The sequence below is a fragment of the Bifidobacterium sp. LH_417 genome (assembly GCF_056357035.1).
The window spans coordinates 445308-466911 of sequence record NZ_JBKEVI010000001.1 but is presented as its reverse complement, the minus strand read 5'-3'; the positions used below and the strand labels follow the sequence as shown (position 1 = coordinate 466911).

Here is a 21604-nt window from a genome sequence, read left to right as displayed (position 1 = left end):
AAGTCGTATGCCCCGGAGCCCTGCCGGCGGGGCGCATACACAGCCATGCCTCCCGCCGGCGAACGCGTCCTGTCCTCCAGTCTGTCAGCAGGATGCGAACGACCACACCCCCGCAGGCGTCCGCATCCTGTCCGGCCGCATCCGCGGCCTGTGCCGCGTTCACTGCGCGCCACCTCCCGCTGACTGGCGCCTCCTGTCCTCCCGCTGGCGGGAGGTGGCGCGTAGCGCCGGAGGGTGGTCGGCCCCCGCGCTACTTGCGCATGAGGTTCCTCAGCACGTACTGGAGGATGCCGCCGTTGCGGTAGTAGTCGGCCTCGCCGGGCGTGTCGATGCGCACGACCGCGTCGAATCCGACCGTCGAACCGTCGGCCTTCGTGGCGGTCACATGCACGGTCTTCGGCGTGACGCCGGAATTAAGCTCCTCGACGCCGGCGATGTCGTAGGTCTCCGTGCCGTCGAGGCCGAGCGACGTGTAGGACTCGCCTTCGGGGAACTGGAGCGGCAGCACGCCCATGCCGATGAGGTTCGAGCGGTGGATGCGTTCGAAGCTCTCGGTGATGACGGCCTTCACGCCGAGCATCAGCGTGCCCTTCGCGGCCCAGTCGCGCGAGGAGCCGGTACCGTACTCCTTGCCGGCGAGCACGACGAGCGGCGTGCCCGCGGCCTTGTAGTTCAGGGACGCGTCGAAGATCGTGGACGGCTCGCCGGTGGTGAAGTCGTAGGTGTAGCCGCCGGGCGTCACCTCGTTGCCCGTGGAGGCGAGCAGAAGGTTGCGCAGGCGGATGTTGCCGAACGTGCCGCGCACCATGATCTCGTGGTTGCCGCGCCTGGAACCGTAGGAATTGAAGTTCTTCGGCTCCACGCCGCGCTCGGTCAGGTACTTGCCGGCGGGGCTGGACGCCTTGAACGCGCCGGCCGGGGAGATGTGGTCGGTGGTGACGGAGTCGCCGAGCAGGGCGAGCACGCGCGCGCCGTGGATGTCCTTCACCGGGTCCGGTTCGGCGCTCATGCCGTCGAAGAACGTCTGGCGGCGCACGTACGTGGACTTCGGGTCCCAGGCGAACAGTTCGCCCTCGGGCACGTCGAGGCCCTTCCAACGGCGGTCGCCTTCGAACACGGAGGCGTAGTCCTTGAGGAACATCTCGCGGCTGACGGTGCCGTTGACGACGGCGGCGACCTCGTCGTTGGTCGGCCAGATGTCCTTGAGGTACACGTCCTCGCCGTCCGGCCCGACGCCGAGCGGCTGGGATTCGAAGTCGAAGTCCATCGTGCCGGCGAGCGCGTAGGCGATGACGAGCGGCGGCGAGGCGAGGTAGTTCATCTTGACGTCGGGGCTGATGCGGCCTTCGAAGTTGCGGTTGCCGGACAGCACGGCGGTGACGGTCATGTCGTTCGCGTTGATGGCCTCGCTGATCTCGGGCAGCAGCGGACCGGAGTTGCCGATGCAGGTGGCGCAGCCGAAGCCGACGAGCTGGTAGCCGAGCGCATCCAGATCATCCTGCAGGCCCGCGGCCTTGAGGTAGTCGGCGACGACCTGCGAGCCGGGCGCGAGCGAGGTCTTCACCCACGGCTTCGGCTTGAGGCCCTTCAGGTGCGCGTTGCGGGCGATGAGGCCGGCTGCGACCATGACGGACGGGTTGGAGGTGTTGGTGCAGCTGGTGATCGAGGCGATGGCCACGTCACCATTGTTCAGTTCGAAGTCGCCGCGGAAGTCGGTGGAGACGGCGACCGGCTCCTTGACGGTCCTTTCGGTCTCGTAGGCGGGGAGCGTCTTCTCGAACGTCTCCTTCGCCTCGGACAGGACGATGCGGTCCTGCGGGCGCTTCGGGCCGGCGATGGACGGCACGACGGTGCCGAGGTCGAGCTCCATGTATTCGGAGTACTTCGGTTCGACGTAGTCGGGGTCCGTGGCGTCGCCCCACAGCTTGTTGGCCTTCGCGTAGGCCTCGACGAGCGCGACCTGCTCCTCGCTGCGTCCGGTGAGACGCAGGTAGTCGAGCGTGACGTCGTCGATGGGGAAGATGCCGCAGGTGGAGCCGAATTCGGGACTCATGTTGCCGATGGTAGCGCGGTTGGCGAGCGGCACGGAGGCGATGCCCTCACCGTAGAATTCGACGAACTTGCCGACGACGCCGTGCTTGCGCAGCATGTCGGTGATGGTGAGCACCACGTCGGTGGCGGTCACGCCTTCGGGGATGGAGCCGGTGAGCTTGAAGCCGACGACGCGCGGCACGAGCATGGAGATCGGCTGGCCGAGCATGGCGGCTTCGGCTTCGATGCCGCCGACGCCCCAGCCGAGCACGCCGAGGCCGTTTTCGGTGGTGGTGTGCGAGTCGGTTCCGACGCACGAATCGAGGTAGGCGAGCTGACGTCCGCGCTCCCCCGCCTTGGTCATGACGACCTTGGCGAGGTATTCGATGTTGACCTGGTGGATGATGCCGGTTCCCGGCGGCACGACGCGGAAGTTGCGGAACGCCTGCTGGCCCCAGCGCAGGAACTGGTAGCGTTCGCCGTTGCGCTGGTATTCGATGTCCATGTTGAGTTCGACGGCGTTGGGCAGCGCGTACTTGTCGATCTGCACGGAGTGGTCGATGACCATGTCGGACTGGACCTGCGGGTTGATGACCTCCGGGTCGCCGCCGAGGTTCTTCACGGCGTCGCGCATGGTGGCGAGGTCGACGATGCAGGGCACGCCGGTGAAGTCCTGCATGACGACACGGGACGGCGTGAACTGGATCTCGTGGCTGGGTTCGGCGTCCGGATCCCAGTCGAGGAGCGCCCTGACGTGGTCGTCGGTGATGTTGGCGCCGTCGATGTTGCGCACCAGGTTCTCCACGAGCACCTTCAGCGAATAGGGCAGGTGGTCGACGCCGTCGAGGTCGGCGATCTTGTAGTAGTCGAAATCCTTGCCGGCGGCGTGGAGCGTCGCCAGTTGGTCGTCACGTAGGGACATGCTTCCTCCGAATCATTGGACCGGCTTGATGTCGCCGATTATCCACTTGAAATGGTACGGGAACGTAACTTTGCCTCTGGCGTGTCGGCTTGAAACGTGAGACAATACGCCGCCCGCGCCGCGTCTGCGGCACGCGTGCGGCGTGAACGTTCACTTCCCGCCGCGGTCATCTGCGGCGACGGCCGAGCAGCCTGCCGAGCGCCGTGCGCGACGCCCACGGCGCAACGGCGAGGCACACGGCGAACACGGCCGCCGCGCCGGCGAGCGCGATCAGCGTGGGGACGACGAGCGCGCCGGTGGGGACGACGAGCGCGAAGAAGCGTGCGACGAACGGAATGAACATGCCGATGACGCCGGCCGCGGCGAACACGGCGACGAGCGCGCCGCGCCAGCCGTTGAGCGGACGGGCGACGCGGGCGAGCACGAACACGCCCATGACGAACAGGACAATCGCCTCGGTGGCGCGCAGCGAGGCGAGATCCGCCGGCGAGCCGGCCACGTCCCAGCCCATGATGCGCGGCAGCGTCCACGCGGTGATGAGCACGGACAGGGCGGTCGCGATGCCGCCGGGCAGCGCAAATCCGACGACGCGCCTCAAAAACCCGGGGATATAGCGGCGCGTGTTGGGCGCGAGCGCGAGGATGAAGGCCGGCATGCCGATGGTGAGCGCGCCGATGTAGGTGATGTGGCGCGGCAGGTATGGGTACGGGATGGCGGTCAGGACCACGCCGAGCGAGATGAGCGCCGAATACACGGTCTTGACGAGGAACAGTCCGGCGACGCGCTCCATGTTGGCCATGACCTGCCGCCCGCGGGCGACCACGTCGGGCAGGTGGGAGAACTTCGAGTCGACGAGCACGACCTGGGCGACGGCCTTGGTCGCGGGCGCGGCGTTGCCCATCGCGATGCCGAGGTCCGCCTCCTTCAACGCGAGCGCGTCGTTGACGCCGTCGCCGGTCATCGCGACCGTGTAGCCGCGCGCGTGCAGCGCGTCGACGATGAGCTTCTTCTGGTCGGGAAGGACGCGACCGACCACGTCGACGTCCTCGAGGACGCGCCCAAGCTCGGCGGGGTCGTCGGGCAGCGTTCGCGCGTCCATGATGCGCGGCTCCCTCTCGCCGGCGAGTCTCACCTTACGTGCGATCGCGCCGACGGTGACGGGATTGTCGCCGGAGATGACGCGGCAGCGCACGCCCTGTTCGCGGAACCATGCGAGCGTGGACTCCGCGTCGGCCCGCACCCGTTCCGCACACAGCACCAGCGCCACCGGCACCGCCCGTGGGTCCAGCCTCACTTCCTCTCGGCTTCCTGTGAGGAGGGAACCGTCGGAGCCGGCCGACTGAGGGAGAGACTCCAGCGGCCTTCCGGCTCGTGCGACGAGCAGAACGCGGCTCCCCTCCCCCGCGTACGCGTTGACTTGTTCCAGCAGCGCCGCATGGTCGCCGTCGAGCGCCGACAGCAGCACCTCCGGCGCCCCCAGATACCATGTCGTCCCGTCCGCGACCGTGATCGCGCTCCACTTGCGCGCCGACGAGAACGGCACGCGCGCGGCCACCTCGCCCGGCGCATATCCCCGCTTCGCCAACCCGTCGAGCACGGCGCGTCCGGTCGAGTTCGGCTGCTCCTCGTCCGCGAGATCGTAGAGCGCCTGCGTCGTCTCCCGCTCGGCGGCCGTCGCATCGCCGTCACCGTCACCGTCACCGTCACTGTCACTGTCACTGTCACCATACGCACCGCCGCCGTCGTCACCGTGCAGCATGACCACGCGGTCGAGCGCGATGCCGCCGTCGGTGATCGTGCCGGTCTTGTCGAGGTTCAGGCAGTCGACGCGCGCCAGCGTCTCCACGGATTCCAGTTCCTGCACGAGCGTGGAGTGCCGTGCGAGACGCATCGCCGCGACCGCGAAGTTGAGCGAGGTGAGCAGCACGAGTCCCTCCGGGATCATGCCGACGACGCCGGCCACTGCGGAGACGACCGCCTGCCGCCACTGTCCGGTGGCGAGCGCGACCGACCATCCGCCGACCGTGTGGATCTGGGAGATGATGAGCAGCACGCACAGCGGCACGACGAGGAAGGTCATGAACTTGAGGATCGTGTTGATGCCCTTGCCCAAGTCGGAGACGGTCTTCTTGTACACCTTGGCCTTCGCGGTGAGCGTGGCCGCGTACGAGCGCGCGCCGACCGCGGTGACGCGTGCGAGCGCGAGCCCGGAGACCGCGGTCGATCCGGAGTAGACGTCGTCGCCCTCGTGCTTGCGCACGGTGCGGGATTCGCCAGTGAGCATCGACTCGTCGAGTTCCAGCCCCCAGTCGCGCACGATCTCGGCGTCCGCGGGAACCTGTTCGCCGGCGCGCACCCACAGCAGGTCGTCGTTCACGATGCCGTCATGCGGCACGGTCACGTCGCGGCCGTCGCGGCGCACGAGATAGTCGGAGGCGACGAGGATGGAGAGCTTGTCGAGCGTGCGTTTCGCGCGCAGTTCGGTGACGATGCCGATGCCGGTGTTGATGATGATGACGAAGCCGAAGACCGCGTCCTTCCATGACCCGGTGGCGAGCACGAGGATCATCGCGGCGAGGATGATGCCGTTGAACAGGGTGAACACGTTGGCGCGCACGATGTCCTTCACGGATCGCGACGTGGAGTCCTTCACCTTGTTGACCGCCCCGGCCGCGACGCGCTCGCTCACTTCGGCGGTCGTGAGGCCGGTCTCGTCCACGTGGGGCATGGCGGCACCGGGCGCGGGCACGGTCCCGCCGCCGGTCCCGGTCTTTTCATTGCCGTCATCGCCCATGCCACCGGACTTGCCACCATCCGCGTGGTTCGTCGCGCACGCTGCCGAATTCGCACTCATGCCCACTACCCTACCGTGCGCTGCTCCGTACGATGGGGAGCGTCGGCTTCACCGCGGGTGAACCTACGGCGACGGCGACGCCGGGCATGCCGTCTACCTCACCGTGCTTACCGTGATTTCACGGGCGTGGGGTTCGTCGTTGAGGATAGCCATCGACGCGTCATCGATCGGCGTGGCGTCCGCGGCACGGTCGTTGATGGCGAGCGTGGCCGCGTAGAGGCGTTCGTCGTCGGGCGCGTGCACGGGCGACAGCAGCGCGACGGGAATGCCGGCGTTACGGGCATCCTGCAGGGCGGCATCCCAGCCGTCGGCATCGACCGTGACGTCGATGTCGGAGATGACGATGAGATTCACGACGCGCGAGACCATGTCACGCACGCCCTGCTGGGCACGTGCGGCCGCGTGTCCGGAATCATCGGAAGAACCGGAAGCGGAATCCTTCACGGACACGTATACCGCTTCGATTCCCGCGTCGGAGAACGCGTCCAGTACCGCGGAATCGGCGGCGGCCGTGGCGGAGCCGACGACGCCGATCACCGCGTCGTCGCGCATTGTGCCGACGTGCGCGGGCGACGGCGCACGCCCCTGCGTGTCGCCGACCGCGGTGCCGCGCGGCGTGCACGCGGCGAGCGACAGCACCGCCGCGGCGCACGCGAGGGACGCGCCGACGCGGGCCGCCATGCGTATGGCGCGGTGCGAGGCACGCGTCATACGCCACGACGCGGAACCGGGCCCTGCCGACGCACCCGACGCACCCGACGCGGCCGACCACGCCGTCACGCGGCGTCCCCTCCACGGCGGAACAGCGCGACCGTCTCGACGTGATGGGTCATCGGATAGATGTCGTAGGCGCGCACGTCGGCAAGTTCGTAACCGAGTCCGCGCAGCGTGCCCGTGTCGCGCGCGAGGCTCGTCGGATCGCACGCGATGTAGATGATGGAACGGGCGCCGGCCTCCGCCATCTGACGGCACACCTTGGCTCGTGCGCCGGCGCGCGGCGGATCGAGCACGATGAGGTCGGGCTTCGCGAGATGCGCGGGCACCTGGGCGAGCGTGCGGGCGACGTCGCCGCAACGCGCGTCCACGTCCGCGAGGTTCATGCGGCGCAGGTTGCGCTGCTGGCTCTTCACCGCGTCGCGACCGCCCTCCACGCTGAACATGCGCGTGCGCGCGGCGACGAGCGTCGCCAGCGGCAACGTGAACAGGCCGGAACCGGAGTACAGGTCCCAGATGACGGCGTCGTCGCGGCCGTCGAGTTCGCGGCGGGCCAGGTCGATCACATGGTTCGCGAGCACGACGGGCGCCTCACGGTGCACCTGCCAGAAGCCGTTCGCGTCGACCTCGTAGGTGAACGTGGCGCCGGCGACCGTGACCTGCTCGTTGAGCACGCGCGAACCGGCGACGAGTTCGCCGTCGACGAGGACGGCGTGGTTGTCGCGGATGGCGACGCCGCCGCGCGGTTCGGGCGCGGCGATACGGATCTGCGAGCCGGGTTCGAAGCCGCCGTCCCACACGTGGTGCTCTCCGGCCACGTCGAGCAGGGTCGTCGTGGCGAGGGGCATCGTGTCGAGGGGGACGCGCACGTGCGTGCCGCGGCGGCGCATCGACGGGTGTCCCTCCTCGTCGGCGATCATCTCGATGCGCGTGCGCCAGTGGAAGCCGCCGAGCTCCTCGTCGCCTTCCGCGCGTTCGATCGGCACGGCCACGTCGATATGACCGAGCCGGCTCAGCTGCTCGGAGACAGTGACCGCCTTCCACTTGAGCTGGCCGGGCAGGGAGACGTGCACGAGGTCGGCGCCGCCGACGCCGCCGCCCATGGCGAGCGGACCGGCGAGCGGCCATGCGGGCGGGACGCGGTCCTCGCTCGGTTCGATGACCTCGATGACCTCGCCGGTCCAGAACCGGTCGTCGCGGTCGTGCGGCTCGTCGAGGGCGATGCGCACGTGCTCGCCGGGCAGTGCGAAGCGGACGAACACGACACGTCCGTCGATGTGGGCGACGCAGCGGCCCTGGTCGGCGTAGCGTTCGATGCGGACTTCGGCTTCCATGGATTCCTTTTCGGTTGGCTGTTCGGTTGGCTTTCGATGCTGATGCGATGCTTATTCGGCCGCTTCGCGTGCGGCCTTCGCGGCCGCCTTGTGGCGGTGCAGGGGCGTCGCGATGACGAGGTAGCTCACCCAGATGGCGAGCGCCCAGAACGGGATGCCCATGATGAGGCGGGTCACGCCGAGCGCGGCCACGTGGTCGGTCACGTAGAGCGGCACCTGCACGGCGAGACGCAGCGCGAACAGGCCGAGCCACAGGCCGGTGATGATCATGTAGGCGCGCTTGAGCGCCTTGTCGTCCATCCAGTCGTGGAACCATGCGCCGAACCGTTCGGTGGGCATCTGGCGGATGAACTCGATGACGATGCCGAGACCGGGCACGCGCACGGCGAGCGAGACGGCGAGCAACGCCGCGTACACACCGTTCGTGAGGAAGCCCAGCATGTAGTAGTTGCGGGCCTCGTGGCTCTTCCACGCCCAGACGAGGCAGATGCCCACGGCGATGAGGCCGCTCAGCGCGCCCATCACCGACTGGCGCTGGACGAGACGGGCGAGCACCTGCACGACGGCCAGCGCGGCGGACACGCCGATGGTGAGATTGAGGTCGTTCGTCGCGATGAACAGGACGACGAACACGACGCCAGGCAGCATCGATTCGACGACGCCGCGCGGACCGCCGATCGCCTCGATGACGGAGAAGTCCTCCCCCACGCCGTCGCCCGCGTGGTCGCCGGCCCCGGCGAGTGCGCCGAGACCGGTGCGCTTCCTCTGTTCGGGCTCCGACACGTCAGCGGACTTCGGAGAACATCGGGCCGCGCGAGAGCGTGGTCTTGACTTCCGTCTGCTGGTCCTGGCTCAGCGGGCCGTCCGGACGGGTGGGCACGTCCTTGAGATGCTCCTTGCCCTCCGGCTCGCCTTCGCCTTCGGCGGCGGCCTTCGCGGCCTTGCGTTCGGCGGGCGCGACCGGCGGGTGCATGGGGATGAGGTCACGCGGCGCGAGCGGCTCCTCGCCGCGTTCGACGACGATGTCCGAGAAGAAGCGGTTCAGCGCCTCGGTCTCCTCGGCGTCCGGGTCGGTGGCGGCCACGCCGGAGAAGATGCCGCGCAGCATCCAACGCGGGCCGTCCACGCCGACGATGCGCGTGGTGAGCGTCTTGCCGCCCTTGATCTCGACGGGCAGACGCAGCTCGGTGCCGAACACGCCTTCGACGGCGGATGCCTTCTTGTTGGCGGCGAGGAAGTCGTCGCGCCAGTCCTCCCACAGGCCAAGGGTCTTCGGCGCGGCATACGCCTCGATCTCCAGGCTGGAGTTCTTGTAGGTGATGGTGGAGCCGAGGATGGCGCGGGTGGCGCGGTTCGCCTTGATGCGCAGCTCGATGTGCTGCATGAACGGCAGGTAGTAGGCGCCGAGGTCGAGATAGTCGTCGTAGTCGGGCACGTCCTCGTCATCGACGTCCCACGGGCCACGTTCCTCGCCGCGCCCCACGTATTCGCTGCTCGCCTCCGGCAGCGAGGCGGCGGCCGTCTCCTCGGCGGTCTCGCTGTCGGCCTTGGCGGCGGCGTTCGCGGCCGCGGCGGCCTTGGCGTCCTCGTCCTCGGTCTCGACGGGCTTCTTCTCCGCCTTGTCCTTCTTCTTGCCGAATCCGAACAGTCCCATGGATCCTCGTTTCATGTCTTGCGATGTCTTGTGGCATCACGCAGTGTCTCGCAGTTGCGACCTTGTTAAGGGTAACACCTTCACCTGCCGTCAGCGGCTCCGGACGCCCGCATGGCGTCACACGTCGTAGCGGATGGTGAGGGGCGCGTGGTCGGACCAGCGCAGATCATAGGTGGGGGCCTTGTCGATGACGAATCCGCGCGCGGTCTCAGCGAGCTCCGGTGTGGCGAACTGGTAGTCGAGGCGCCATCCGACGTTGTTGTCGAAGGCGCGGCCGCGCTGGCTCCACCACGTGTACGGCCCCTGGATGTCGCCGGCGAGGTCGCGCACGACGTCGACGAACTCGTATTCGTCGAGCCAGCGGTCCACGTAGGCGCGTTCGTCAGGCAGGAAGCCGGCGTGCTTCACGTTGCCCTTCGCGTTCTTGATGTCGAGCGGCGTGTGCGCGATGTTGAAATCGCCGCACAGCACGGCCTGACGCCCGCCCCGCGCCGCCTCGTCGCGCAGCTCGCCCATGCGTTCGAGCATGGTGTCGAGGAACCGGTACTTCTGCGCCATCTTGGTCTCGTCGTCGGCGTTGCCGGCATGCACGTACACGCATGCGACGGTGATCGAATAGCCCTGCGGGGTGGTGACGTCCGCCTCGATCCAGCGGCCCGAGTCGACGTCCTCGTCGAGGCCGGGCAGACCGTGACGCGTGGCCGTCACCTCAAGGTCGGAGAGCAGGGCGACGCCGGCGCGGCCCTTGACGCGGCACACCTCGTTGACGCAGGTCAACGCGGCCGGGCCCTCGATGCGGCCGGCCTCGGCGTAGTCGGCGGCGAGACCGTCGAGGATCGGATCGAGCTCGGCCTGAGGGGCACGCACCTCCTGCATGCACCACACGTCGGGCGTGTTGCGCCGCGCCCACTCCTCCACGCCCTTGCGTTTCGCCGCGCGGATGCCGTTCATGTTCGAAGTCGTGATGGAGATCATGCGCCTCACTATACGGGCATCTATGACGAAGGGCTCCCTCACATTGTGCGAGGGAGCCCTTCGTCGATCACGCTGCGATCTCAGTCGAGACCGAGCTGGAGCTTGCCGCCGGGGATGGCGTCGAGCAGGTCGCGGGTGTACTGCATCTTCGGGTGGTTGAACACCTCGTCGGTGGTGGCGTGTTCGACCAGTCGGCCATGCTGCATCACCACGACCTCGTCGGCGATCTGGCGCACGACGGCCAGATCGTGGGTGATGAACAGGTAGCTCAGGCCCTTTTCGGCCTGCAGGTCGTTGAGCAGGTGCAGCACCTGGTCCTGCACGAGCACGTCGAGCGCGGAGACCGCCTCGTCGCACACGATCACGTCCGGGTTGAGGGCCATGGCTCGCGCGATGGCGATGCGCTGGCGCTGGCCGCCGGACAGCTCGTTCGGGTAGCGGGTCATCACGGACTCGGGCAGTTCGACCATGTCGAGCAGCTCGCGCACACGCTTGGTGCGGCTGGTCTTGTCGCCGATGCCGTGGATGCGCAGCGGCTCCTCGATCGAACGGTAGATCGAGTACATCGGGTCGAGCGAGCCGTACGGGTTCTGGAACACCGGCTGCACGTGGCGGCGGAACTCGAGGAGGTCCTTGCCCGCCAGTTCCGCGATGTCCCTGCCCTCGTAGAGCGCCTTGCCGGAGGTGGGCGTTAGGAGCTTCAACACCATGTTCGCCACGGTGGACTTGCCGGAGCCGGATTCGCCCACGATGGCCAGCGTAGAGCCGCGCTTGACGGAGAAGGACACGTCGTCGACGGCCTTGAACATCTCCTTTTTGCGCGGGAGCTTGAACTCCTTGGTCAGGTGCTCGACGACGATGACGTCATCGCTCTTCTTGAGCTTGTCCTCGCCGACGATGTGGTGTTCGAGCAGCGCGTCCGCATCCTCGCCGCGCTCGTGCGCGGAAATAATGCGCTGGGAGGCGAGCGACGGGGCGGCCGCGACCAGACGCTTCGTGTACGGGTGCTGCGGGTGCTGGAGCACTTCGAGCGACGGGCCGGACTCGACGACCTGGCCCTTGTACATCACGACGATGTGCTGGGCGCGCTCGGCGGCGAGGCCCAGATCGTGGGTGATGAACAGCACGGCGGTTCCGAGCGAGTCGGTGAGCATGTGCAGGTGGTCAAGGATCTTCTTCTGCACGGTCACGTCGAGCGCGGAGGTCGGCTCGTCGGCGATGAGCAGGTCGGGACGGCAGGCGAGACCGATGGCGATGAGCGCGCGCTGACGCATGCCGCCGGAGAACTCGTGCGGGTACTGGCGGGCGCGGGTGGCCGCGTCGGGCAGGCCTGCCTCGGAGAGCAGGCCGGCGATGCGGTCGTCCACGGTGGAGCCGGTGACGTGGGTCTTGGCGATCGACCACGCCTTGTCGTCGGAGACGCCGGCCTTGATGAGGTCGTCGGCGACGCGCCAACGGGTCTCGGAGCCGGGCACCCACTCGCCCTTGAAGTAGTCCATGGACTTGGCGGCCGCCTCATCGCCGACTCCGGCCTCGGCCAGCGCGGCCTTGGCGGCGTCGAGCAGGGCGGGCAGTTCGGCGGAGCCGATGAACGTCTCGTCGTCGTTGCCCTTGAGCTCGACGTCCGCCTCCTCGCCGGCCAGCGCCTTGGCGAGGGCGGAGCGCTTCTCGTGCGCCACGTCCATGTTGTTGGCGGTGAGCGCCTCCTTGACCTGCGTGCCGATGCGGTACACCGGGTTGAGGTTGCTCATCGGGTCCTGCGGGACGAGGCCCATCTTGTCGCCGCGCAGCTTGTCGAAGTCCTTGGGCTTCAGGCCCGTGAGCTCCTGGCCGTCGAGCTTGATGGAGCCGCCGACCACGTGGCCGGTGCCGGGCAGCAGGCCGAGCACGGCCATGGCGGACGTGGACTTGCCGGAGCCGGATTCGCCGACGATGGCCACCCACTGGCCGGGGTAGACGGAGAAGGACGCGTTGCGCACGGCGTGCACGGCGCGCTTGTCGTCGGTGGTGAAGTCGATGGCGAGGTTCTTCACCTCGAGCAGCGGGCCGTGGGCCTTCTGCATCTCGACGATCTTGGCATCGTTCGTGTTTTCCATTTGTCTTCCTACCTCACACTCAGGCCGTGCGGCTCTTCGGATCGAGGGCGTCCTTGACGGCGTCGCCCATCATGATGAAGCTCAGCACGGTGATGGCCAGCGCCATGGACGGGTAGAACAGCACCATCGGGTTGGTCATCAGGTTGACCTGCGCCTGCGAGATGTCGCCGCCCCAGCTGACGGTCGTGGTCGGCAGGCCGACGCCGAGGAAGCTCAGCGTCGCCTCGGACACGATGTAGGAGCCGAGGGACGTGGTGCCGATGACGATGATCGGGGCGAGCGCGTTCGGGATGATGTGGCGGAACAGGTTCCTCATCGGTGTGGAGCCGAGCGCGGTGGACGCGGTGTTGAACTCGAGGTTCTTCGCCTCCATCACCGAGCCGCGGGCGATACGCGCCGTGGACACCCAGCCGAACAGGGCGAGCACGAGCACGACCTTCCAGATGGAGCTGGAGGTGCGGAACATCTGCAGCACGACGATGGCGCCCAGCAGGAACGGGATCGAGTAGAAGATGTCGATGATGCGGCTCAGCAGCGCGTCGACCCAGCCGCCGCAGAAGCCGGCGACGGCGCCGATGAGCGTGCCGATGGCGACGACGATGAGCGTGGTCAGGATGCCCACGGACAGCGAGGTGCGGGTGCCGTACACGGTGCGGGCGAACACGTCGCAGCCCTGGAAGTCGTAGCCGAACGGGTGGCCGGCCTCGGCGGGTTCGAGCGAGTTGTCGAGATCGCAGTAGTTCGGGTCGATCTTCGTGATGACGCCCGGAAACAGGGCGACGAAGACGATGATGACGATGAGCACGCCGGAGACGATGAACAGCGGGTTCTTGCGCAGCGTGCGCCACGCGTCGGCCCACATGCTCGTGGCGGGGGCGGATTCGTCGACCTTGTCGACGGCCTGGAGCGGCGTCTCGTCGATCGGGGCGACGTAGCGCTCCTGGCCGGGCAGCGGCTCGTATGCGGGGGTCTTGGTTTCGTCGGTCATGATGTCCTTTCCTCCCTCGTCACTCGTAGCGGATGCGCGGGTCGAGCGCCGCGTACAGCAGGTCGACGATCAGGTTGCAGATCACGAACACGAGCAGCAGCAGCGTGACGATGGAGACGACGAGGTTGCCTTCGCCCTTGAGGATGCTCTGGTAGGTGAGGAAGCCGACGCCGTGGATGTTGAAGATCTGCTCGGTGATCATGGCGCCGCCCATGAGCGCGCCGAGATCCTGGCCGAGGTAGGTGACGACGGGGATGAGCGAGTTGCGCAGCACGTGGCGCGCCATGACCGCCTTGTTCGACATGCCCTTGGCACGCGCGGTGCGCACGTAGTCCTGGGCGATGTTCGAGGAGATCTCGGAACGGGTGAGACGGATGATGTACGCCATCGAGACCGATCCCAGCACCATCGCCGGGAAGAGCAGTTCGGTGAACGTCGGGTTCGCGCTGGCCGTCACGGGGATGAGGCTCCACTTGACGCCGAGGAAGTACTGGCCGACGAAGCCGGTGACGAACGTCGGCACGGAGATGAGCAGCAGGGAGACGATCAGGATGACCGAGTCGTACCATTTGCCCTTCTTCAGGCCGGAGACGATGCCGAGCACCACGCCGAAGAGCGCCTCGAAGACGAACGCCATGACCGCCAGCTTGATGGTGACGGGGAACGCGCGTCCGATCTCGTCGATGACCGGCTGCCCGGCGAACGTGTTGCCGAAGTCCAGCGTGAACGCGTTCTTCAGGAACAGCAGGTACTGGATGATGAATGGTTTGTCGAGGTTGTATTCGGCGCGGATCTGGGCGGCGACGGCTTCGTTGACCGGCTTGTCGCCGAACATCGCCTTGACCGGATCACCCGGCAGCGCGAAGACGAGCGCATAGACCAGCAGCGTCGCACCGAGAACCACGGGGATCATCTGCAGGATACGTCGCAGAAGATATTTGCCCATCGGTTTCTCCTTGTGTCACGGACCGGTCTCGTCCGCCCCGGCGCGGCATCGTGTCGAGGGCGCGCCAAAGCGCCCGGCCGGTCGCTCAGTACCCCGTAAGTTTACCCCACGGGCCGACACGAATGTTTCACAACGATGAATCGCGGGGAAACGAAAGGGGCGGAACCCGGATGGGTTCCGCCCCTTGTGGTCTCGATCGCGAGGGACCGGATCAGGCGAGCGTCAGGCTCACTTGGTCAGCTCCTCGTAGACCGGCAGGTTCTGCCAGTTCATCTCGAAGCCCTTGACCGTGGTGGCGGCCACGCCGTTGGCGTTGCTGTAGTACAGCGGGATGGCCGGCAGGTCGTTGAGCAGGATCTCCTGCGACTGCTGGTAGATCTTGTTGGCGGCCTCGGTGGACTTGGCGGCGTAGGCCTCGTCCATCAGCTTGTCGAACTCGGCGTTCTTGTAGTCGCCGTCGTTGGAGCCGTTGCCGTCGGCGGCCTTGGAGGAGTACAGCTGGAACAGGTAGTTCTCGGCGGACGGGTAGTCCGGCTGCCAGCCGGTGCGGAAGGCGCCCTTGATCTGGCGGTTGGTGACCGCGTCGCGGAACTCCTGGAAGGTCGGCATCGGGTTGGTGGCCGCGTCGATGCCCAGGTTGTTCTTCAGCTGGTTGACGATGGCGTCGTAGATCGGCTTGGCGCCGCCGTCGGCGTTGTAGGCGAAGGTGAGCTGGCCGTCGTACTTGGAGATGGCGTCGGCCTGGGCCCACAGGTCCTTGGCCTTGGAGGCGTTGAACTCGAGGTTCTCCTCGCCCTTGAGGCTGCCGGAGTAGCCCGGGGTGAGCGGGGAGGTGAAGTCCTTGGCCGGGGTGCCGACGCCGCCGAGGACCTTGTCGACGAGCTGCTGGCGGTTGATGGCCATGGAGATGGCCTGACGACGCAGCTGGCCTTCCTTGGTGTTGGTCTGGAAGTGCTCGAGGTTGGACGGGATGGTGAACGTCTGGGAGACGGAGCCGGCCTTGTTGTAGGCCTGGACCTTCGGGTTCTTCTGGAAGGTCTTGGTGGCGGAGGCCGGGACGGTCTCCATCACGTCGAGGTTGCCGGCCTGGACGTCCGCGTAGGCGGAGTCGTCGTCGGTGTACACCTTGAAGGTGATGCCGTCGTTCTTCGGCACGTCATTGCCCTTGTAGTCGGGGTTCTTGACGAGCTGGATCTCCTTGTTGTGGTCCCACTTGGAGAACTTGTACGGGCCATTGCCGACCGGGGCCTGGCCGAAGGCCTTCGGATCCTTGTAGAAGGACTCCGGCAGCGGGGCGAACGCCAGGTAGCCGACCTTGATCGGGAAGGTGGCGTCCGGCTGGGACATGGCGACGGTGAAGGTGTGGTCGTCGACGACCTTGAGGCCGGAGAGCTGCTCGGTGCCCTTGAGGCTCTTGGCGTCCTGCAGATCGTCGAAGCCCTTGATGGTGGAGAAGAAGGAGGAGCACTTCTGCGCGTTCTTCGCGTTGGCGACGTAGCTCCAGGCCTTGGTGAAGGACTCGGCGGTCACCGGGGTGCCGTCGGTGAACTTCCAGCCGTCCTTGATCTTGATGGTGTACTGGGTGGCGTCGTCGTTCGGGGTGATGGACTCGGCCACTTCGTTGGAGGCGTTGCCCTTGGCGTCGAAGGAGACGAGGCGGGCGAACAGCAGGTCGCCCGGCTTGCCGCCGCCGGTCTCGTTGGTGTTGCCCGGGATCAGCGGGTTCTGCGGCTCGGAGGCGTACGCGGTGATGACGTTGCCCGCGGCGGTGCTGGCGCTGTTCGAAGAGCCGCAGCCGCCCAGCATGGTCGCGACGGCGCACACGGCCGCGGCGATCGCGAAGGCTTTCTTCTTCATATGATTATCTCCTGTTTCATCGGAACGCGGGGGTTCCGCGTCCTGCCAAGCGAAGGGGGCTGGAGGCCGCATGGCCTTCCAACCCCCTTGCCGATCGCGTCCCATTGTGCCGCAGAACGGAGACGTTGTGTTACCGAATTGCGAATATTCGGTGAACGGCCTTGCCGTTTCCTGTCTTATCGCCCTTGGATTCACTGGGAAACGGCTGCATGATCGCCGCTTCCACATTACGGACACAGACGCCCCGACGCTTCTCCCTTCTCCTCCGACGGAGCCGATGCGCACCAACGTACCCGTTCACGCCCTGGGGAACGCCTGCCGGTATCGCGACTTCAATTGTTCGATGGAGACATGCGTGTACCGCTGCGTGGTCTTCAACGAGGAGTGGCCGAGCATCTCCTGGACCTCGCGCAGGTCGGCGCCGCCGTCGAGCAGATGCGTGGCGGCGGAATGGCGCAGCGCGTGTGGGGAGATGTCCGGCACGCCGGCCCTGCGTGACTCCTCGTGCACGACGCCGCGCGCGATGCGCTGGTCGAGACGGCCGCCGCGCGCGCCGAGGAACAGCGCGTCCGCGGCTCCCCCTCGTTCGCGTGGCCCGGAACCATGTCGGCCTGTTCGCTCTTCGCGAACAAGTTGCCGCCCGCCGTCGCGCACGCCGCGTCGCCCTCGCGCCGATGCCGCCGCAAGAACGACCGGACGCCCCCGGCCGATCCATGCCTCCAACGCGTGCGCCGCCGGCAGTCCGAACGGCACGACCCGCTGCTTGTCGCCTTTGCCCATGACCCTGACGGTGCGATTGGTGAAATCCACGTCCCCGAGATCGAGTCCGACGAGTTCGGCCACACGGATGCCGGTCGCATACAGCAGTTCGAGAATCGCCGCGTCGCGCAGACGCATCGCCTCATCAAGCGGGCCGACACTGCTGCCCTTGTCGGAGTCCACTCCCCCGTTCTCGCCATTACCGTCCGATTCACGGTCTTCGCCGCCGCACGAGTCTGCCGGCGTCATACCGTGGGCCCGCGCCTCGACCCCGTCCATGAGACGCTCCGCCTGCGCCTCGGTGAGCACCGCGGGCAGCGTGCCGGGGATCTTCGGCGTCATCAGCATGGCGGCCGGGTCGGTCGCGGTCACGTCGTGCGCATGGGCCCATGCGAAGAACCGTCGCACGGCGACGGTCTTGCGCGCCATGCTGGAGCGCGCGTGCGAGCGCGACTCATGCGCCATCCAGGAACGCAGATCGTCGATCGTCACCTCATTCAAATCCTCGACGCCGCGCAGTTCGAGCACGTGCAGGCACTCCCCCACATCCGCGCCATACGCCTTGAGCGTGTTCGCACTCAACCCGCGGTTCGCTCTCAGATAGTCAAGGAACTCCCGCAACCGGTTATCGAAACGCATCCTGTCCCTTTCGTCCACGACGTTCTCGGATAGACTATAACCGTTCGCGATACTGGGAAACGGATGGGCATCGATGGCACGACATGCGGCAAAACGTAACGGGGAGCAACGGCGCGAGAGGCGGCGCGAAACCGCCGTGGAGGACCTGCGGGAGCATGCCGCACTCCCCTCGCGCGGCGAGGACGTCGTGGCGCGCGCCATCGGCTTGACGAAGACGTATGGCGACGAGGACGCGCGCGTCACCGCCCTCGACCATGTGGACGTGGCGTTCGCGCGCGGCGAGATGACCGCGATTATGGGACCGTCCGGTTCGGGCAAGTCCACGCTCATGCATCTGATGGCGGGACTCGACCGGCCGACCTCCGGCCGCGTGGTGGTCGAGGGGCTGGAGGTCTCGTCGATGAACCAACGGCAGCTGACGAAGCTGAGGCGCGAACAGATCGGCTTCATCTTCCAGTCGTTCAATCTGGTGCCTACGCTGAGCGCCGAGGAGAACATCCTCCTGCCGTTGCAGATCGCGAAACGTCCCATCGACCGCGCGTGGTTCGACAAGGTGGTCGACGTGGTCGGATTGCGCCCGCGCCTCAAGCACCGGCCGAGCCAGCTGTCCGGAGGCCAGCAGCAGCGCGTCGCCTACGCGCGTGCGATCATGGCCAGGCCCTCCGTGATCTTCGCGGACGAGCCGACCGGCAACCTCGACTCGCGTTCCAGCCGAGAGGTGCTCGGATTCCTCAAGGATTCGGTGCGCGCATACGGGCAGACGATCGTCATGGTGACGCACGACCCGCGCGCCGCCTCCTACGCGGATCGCGTGCTCGTGCTCGCCGACGGGCGCATCACACGTGACTTGAAGCATCCGACATACGAGGAGATCCTCGCGGAGTTCGCCGTCGAGGGCGACGAGGCGGAGGCCGCGGCATGATCAGAATCGGACTGCGCGACGCACGTGCGCATCTGCCGCGGTTCGTCATGTCGATCATCGCGATCGCGCTCGGCGTGTCCTTCGTGGTCGGCTCGTTCTGCTTCCGCGAGATGATGAACAACCAGGTCGACCAGATGCTCGGCTCGAACACCGACCACGACGTATACGTGCGCGGCGCCACGCAGAAGAAGGACGACGCGGCGGCAGGCTCCGGCGCGTCCGGCTCGTCGTCGCTCAAGACCTACAACGACATCGACGTGTCGCTTGTCGACGACATCGCCAAGGTGAAGGGCGTGCGGACCGCGGAGGTCACGTATGCGACGAGCGGCACGCTCGTGCTCGTCGCCAAGGACGGCAACGCGGTCTCCACGATGGGTTCGCCGACGATGGGCATCGGACTGGAACGGGGCACATGGCGTTCCGCCCACCTGACCCAAGGCCGTTGGGCGCGCGACCGCCATGAGATCGCCCTGCACGCGTTCGCCGCCGAAACCGCCGGTCTCAAGGTGGGCGACACGACGAAGCTCGTCTACCCGTCCGGCCCGGAGGACGTGAAGGTGGTCGGTGTGTTCGACACCGACGTCTCGCAGGCGGGTGCCGTCATCATCGGGCTCGCGCCGTCGGTGGCCAAGGAGATCAGCCAGGAGCAGAGCGGCGAGATCGGCGTGACCGACCTCATCGGCGTCTACGGGTCCACGAACGGCGGCGCGCCGTTGACCGACGCGCAGCAACGCGACCTCGCCGACCGCATCGGACGCGCCCTGCCGAAAGGTTCCAAGGCGAGGGCCGTCACCGGCGACCAGCTGCGCGACGAATACTCCCAGTCCATCAAGGACCAGTTGGGCTTCATCCAGCCGCTCATCCTCATCTTCGGCATCATCGCGCTGTTCGTCGGCTCGTTCATCATCGCGAACACGTTCTCGATGATCGTACGCGAGTCGATGCGCGGCTACGCGCTGCTGCGCTCGGTGGGAGCCTCCCCCGCGCAGGTGTTCTCCACCGTGGTCGTGCAGGCGCTGCTGCTCGGCCTCATCGGCTCCGGCGCGGGCATCGCGCTCGGCTGGGGCATGGTGCGGCTCATCGTCGCCGGTCTCGCGCAGGCGGGCACGCCGATGACGGGCGCCACGAACCCGAGTCCCACGGACATGCTCATCGGTCTGGCCGTCGGCGTCGCCGTCACGCTCGTCGGCGCGGCGCTGCCCGCCAGACGAGCCGCCACCGCACCGCCCATCCAGGCGATGAACGAGACGGTCAACCCGGAGAAGCCGGTGTGGCCGCGCGGTATCGCCGGCATCGCGATGATCGCGCTCGGCGCCTTGTGCTGGGCGTATTGCGTGGCGATCGCGCGCGCCGGAGACACAGGCTCCCCGACGCCGTTCGCGCCGCTCAACACGCTGGCGGACCGTCTGGGTGCCGACTGGCCGCTCGGCGCGGGCGCGGCGCTCATCGTCGTCGGCGTAATCGTGCTCGCCCCGGCGCTGGTGACGCCGGCGGGCGCGGTGCTCGGATGGCTCCCCGCGCACGTGTTCACCGTGACCGGCAGGCTCGCCACGCGCAATCTGGCCCGGCAGAAGCGCCGCACCGCGAACACGGCGGCTGCCCTGTTCGTCGGCGTCGCGATCGTCAGCTGTCTCGGCGTGGTCGCCTCGTCGGCGAAGGCGTCGGTCGCCGGCATCGTCGACACGGGGCTCAAATCCGATTTCACCGCGATGAGCGCGACCTCCGGACGCATCCCCGACGACGCGGTCACGGCGATCAGGAAGACGAAGGGCGTCGCGTCCGTATCACAGAGCCGCATGCTCATGGGCGTCACCTACGGTTCCGGCGACGACGCGTCGCAGGCGATGACGTTCGCCGAACAGCCGTCCCTGTTCTCCAAGGTGTTCGAGCCCGTCGCCAATGCGGGCGACGCAGACAAGGCGCTCAGGGCGGGCGAGCTCGTCGTCGGTCTTTCCGTCGCGCAGGACAACGGCTGGAAGGTCGGCGACACGGTACGGGTCAACGGCCGGCAGGTCGTCGTCGACGAGGAGGCCACCGCGAAGGCGCAAGCCGACTATCAGGCGAAGGTGCAGGCGCAGGTCGCCGACCTGCAATCGCAGGCGCAACGGCTCGCCGCCTCCGGTGATACCACAGCCGCGCACGAGAAGGCCGCGGAGGCGCAACGCACGGCCGACGACGCGGCGAACGTCGACCCGTCCACGCTGGTACGCACGACGACCACGACCACGCATGTGAAGGTGAAGGTCGGGGCGATCATCGAGAACTCCGTGTACCGCTCGATGGTGCTCGTGAACGATGAGCTCGCCGGACGGCTGAACAACGACAACACGATGTTCACCATCATGCTGTTCATCAACGCCGATTCGCATGCGGATACGGCCACAGTGAAGAAGCGCCTCGTCAAAGCGGTCAAACCGTTTTATGTGATCGCCGTGCAGGACCGCGACGAATTCAAGTCGACGATGTCCACGATGGTCGACCAGATCCTCATCATCCTGTACGCGCTGCTCGCCCTGTCGATCGTCATCGCCGTGTTCGGCATCGTGAACACGCTCGCCCTGAGCGTGTCCGAACGCACGCGCGAGATCGGGCTGCTGCGCGCGATCGGCACGTCGCGCGCGCAGGTGCGCGGCATGCTCGCCATCGAGGCGTCGCTGATCGCCGTGCTCGGCACGCTACTCGGCGTGGGCGTCGGCGTCGCGGCGGGCGCGGTGATCCGCGTCGTCTACGCGTCGAACGGGCTGGAACGTCTGTCGATTCCGTGGGAGCAGCTGGGCGTGTTCCTCGCCGCGTCGATTCTCGTGGGCGTCGTCGCCGCGCTGCCGCCGGCGCGACGCGCGTTGAAGGTGCCGGTGCTCGACGCCGTGGCGACGGACTGAACCGGCGACGGAACGGACGGGCCGGCATGCCGCG

At 67.4% G+C, this 21604-nt stretch carries 14 protein-coding genes; 2 read left to right on the top strand and 12 right to left on the bottom strand.

The window, feature by feature from the left end; genetic code table 11:
- Positions 1-250 precede the first annotated feature (250 nt).
- The 12 genes from acnA to AC1AYR_RS01885 form a co-directional block, all read right to left on the bottom strand.
- Positions 251-2953, bottom strand: a complete 2703-nt coding sequence (gene acnA, locus AC1AYR_RS01940) for an aconitate hydratase AcnA (RefSeq protein ID WP_476510886.1) — start codon at positions 2951-2953, stop codon at positions 251-253.
- Between the two features lie 166 nt (positions 2954-3119).
- A complete protein-coding gene (locus tag AC1AYR_RS01935) occupies positions 3120-5681 on the bottom strand; it encodes an HAD-IC family P-type ATPase (protein WP_476511182.1) in 2562 nt (853 codons plus the stop codon).
- A 219-nt stretch (positions 5682-5900) separates the two neighbouring features.
- Complete coding sequence (locus tag AC1AYR_RS01930) at positions 5901-6587, bottom strand: type 1 periplasmic-binding domain-containing protein (protein ID WP_476510887.1); 687 nt, start codon at positions 6585-6587, stop codon at positions 5901-5903.
- A complete protein-coding gene (locus AC1AYR_RS01925) occupies positions 6584-7855 on the bottom strand; it encodes a class I SAM-dependent RNA methyltransferase (RefSeq protein WP_476510888.1) in 1272 nt (423 codons plus the stop codon). The genes AC1AYR_RS01930 and AC1AYR_RS01925 overlap by 4 nt, the downstream gene beginning before the upstream one ends.
- A 51-nt stretch (positions 7856-7906) precedes the next feature.
- Positions 7907-8638: a DUF3159 domain-containing protein gene (locus AC1AYR_RS01920; RefSeq protein WP_476510889.1), complete on the bottom strand. Its 732-nt coding sequence runs from the start codon at positions 8636-8638 to the stop codon at positions 7907-7909.
- 1 nt (position 8639) lies between these two features.
- A complete protein-coding gene (locus tag AC1AYR_RS01915; RefSeq protein WP_476511183.1) occupies positions 8640-9509 on the bottom strand; it encodes a DUF3710 domain-containing protein in 870 nt (289 codons plus the stop codon).
- A 117-nt stretch (positions 9510-9626) separates the two neighbouring features.
- Positions 9627-10484, bottom strand: a complete 858-nt coding sequence (locus AC1AYR_RS01910; RefSeq protein WP_476510890.1) for an exodeoxyribonuclease III — start codon at positions 10482-10484, stop codon at positions 9627-9629.
- Between the two features lie 80 nt (positions 10485-10564).
- Positions 10565-12580, bottom strand: a complete 2016-nt coding sequence (locus AC1AYR_RS01905; RefSeq protein ID WP_476510891.1) for a dipeptide ABC transporter ATP-binding protein — start codon at positions 12578-12580, stop codon at positions 10565-10567.
- Positions 12581-12599: 19 nt separating this feature from the next.
- The gene (locus AC1AYR_RS01900) at positions 12600-13568 is read right to left on the bottom strand and encodes an ABC transporter permease (protein ID WP_034530438.1); all 969 of its coding nucleotides are present in this window, start codon (positions 13566-13568) and stop codon (positions 12600-12602) included.
- Positions 13569-13587: 19 nt separating this feature from the next.
- Entirely contained in the window at positions 13588-14514 is a 927-nt protein-coding gene (locus tag AC1AYR_RS01895; RefSeq protein WP_034530437.1) for an ABC transporter permease, read from the bottom strand.
- A gap of 228 nt (positions 14515-14742) precedes the next feature.
- Entirely contained in the window at positions 14743-16371 is a 1629-nt protein-coding gene (locus AC1AYR_RS01890; RefSeq protein ID WP_476510892.1) for a peptide ABC transporter substrate-binding protein, read from the bottom strand.
- Positions 16372-16668: 297 nt separating this feature from the next.
- Positions 16669-17769: a tyrosine recombinase XerC gene (locus tag AC1AYR_RS01885; RefSeq protein WP_476510893.1), complete on the bottom strand. Its 1101-nt coding sequence runs from the start codon at positions 17767-17769 to the stop codon at positions 16669-16671.
- Between the two features lie 73 nt (positions 17770-17842).
- Between AC1AYR_RS01885 and AC1AYR_RS01880 the strand changes: the two genes are divergently transcribed.
- Positions 17843-18691, top strand: coding sequence for an ABC transporter ATP-binding protein (locus AC1AYR_RS01880; protein WP_476510894.1), 849 nt, complete (start codon positions 17843-17845; stop codon positions 18689-18691).
- Entirely contained in the window at positions 18688-21570 is a 2883-nt protein-coding gene (locus tag AC1AYR_RS01875; protein WP_476510895.1) for an ABC transporter permease, read from the top strand. Before AC1AYR_RS01880 ends, AC1AYR_RS01875 begins: the two co-directional genes overlap by 4 nt.
- The last annotated feature ends 34 nt before the right edge of the window (positions 21571-21604 follow it).

Coding starts and splice junctions, on each gene's coding strand:
- acnA (WP_476510886.1), bottom strand. CDS start 2,953: ATGTCCCTACGTGACGACCAACTGGCGACGCTCCACGCCGCCGGCAAG.
- AC1AYR_RS01935 (WP_476511182.1), bottom strand. CDS start 5,681: ATGCCCCACGTGGACGAGACCGGCCTCACGACCGCCGAAGTGAGCGAG.
- AC1AYR_RS01925 (WP_476510888.1), bottom strand. CDS start 7,855: ATGGAAGCCGAAGTCCGCATCGAACGCTACGCCGACCAGGGCCGCTGC.
- AC1AYR_RS01915 (WP_476511183.1), bottom strand. CDS start 9,509: ATGGGACTGTTCGGATTCGGCAAGAAGAAGGACAAGGCGGAGAAGAAG.
- AC1AYR_RS01910 (WP_476510890.1), bottom strand. CDS start 10,484: ATGATCTCCATCACGACTTCGAACATGAACGGCATCCGCGCGGCGAAA.
- AC1AYR_RS01905 (WP_476510891.1), bottom strand. CDS start 12,580: ATGGAAAACACGAACGATGCCAAGATCGTCGAGATGCAGAAGGCCCAC.
- AC1AYR_RS01900 (WP_034530438.1), bottom strand. CDS start 13,568: ATGACCGACGAAACCAAGACCCCCGCATACGAGCCGCTGCCCGGCCAG.
- AC1AYR_RS01895 (WP_034530437.1), bottom strand. CDS start 14,514: ATGGGCAAATATCTTCTGCGACGTATCCTGCAGATGATCCCCGTGGTT.
- AC1AYR_RS01890 (WP_476510892.1), bottom strand. CDS start 16,371: ATGAAGAAGAAAGCCTTCGCGATCGCCGCGGCCGTGTGCGCCGTCGCG.
- AC1AYR_RS01885 (WP_476510893.1), bottom strand. CDS start 17,769: ATGCGTTTCGATAACCGGTTGCGGGAGTTCCTTGACTATCTGAGAGCG.
- AC1AYR_RS01880 (WP_476510894.1), top strand. CDS start 17,843: ATGGCACGACATGCGGCAAAACGTAACGGGGAGCAACGGCGCGAGAGG.
- AC1AYR_RS01875 (WP_476510895.1), top strand. CDS start 18,688: ATGATCAGAATCGGACTGCGCGACGCACGTGCGCATCTGCCGCGGTTC.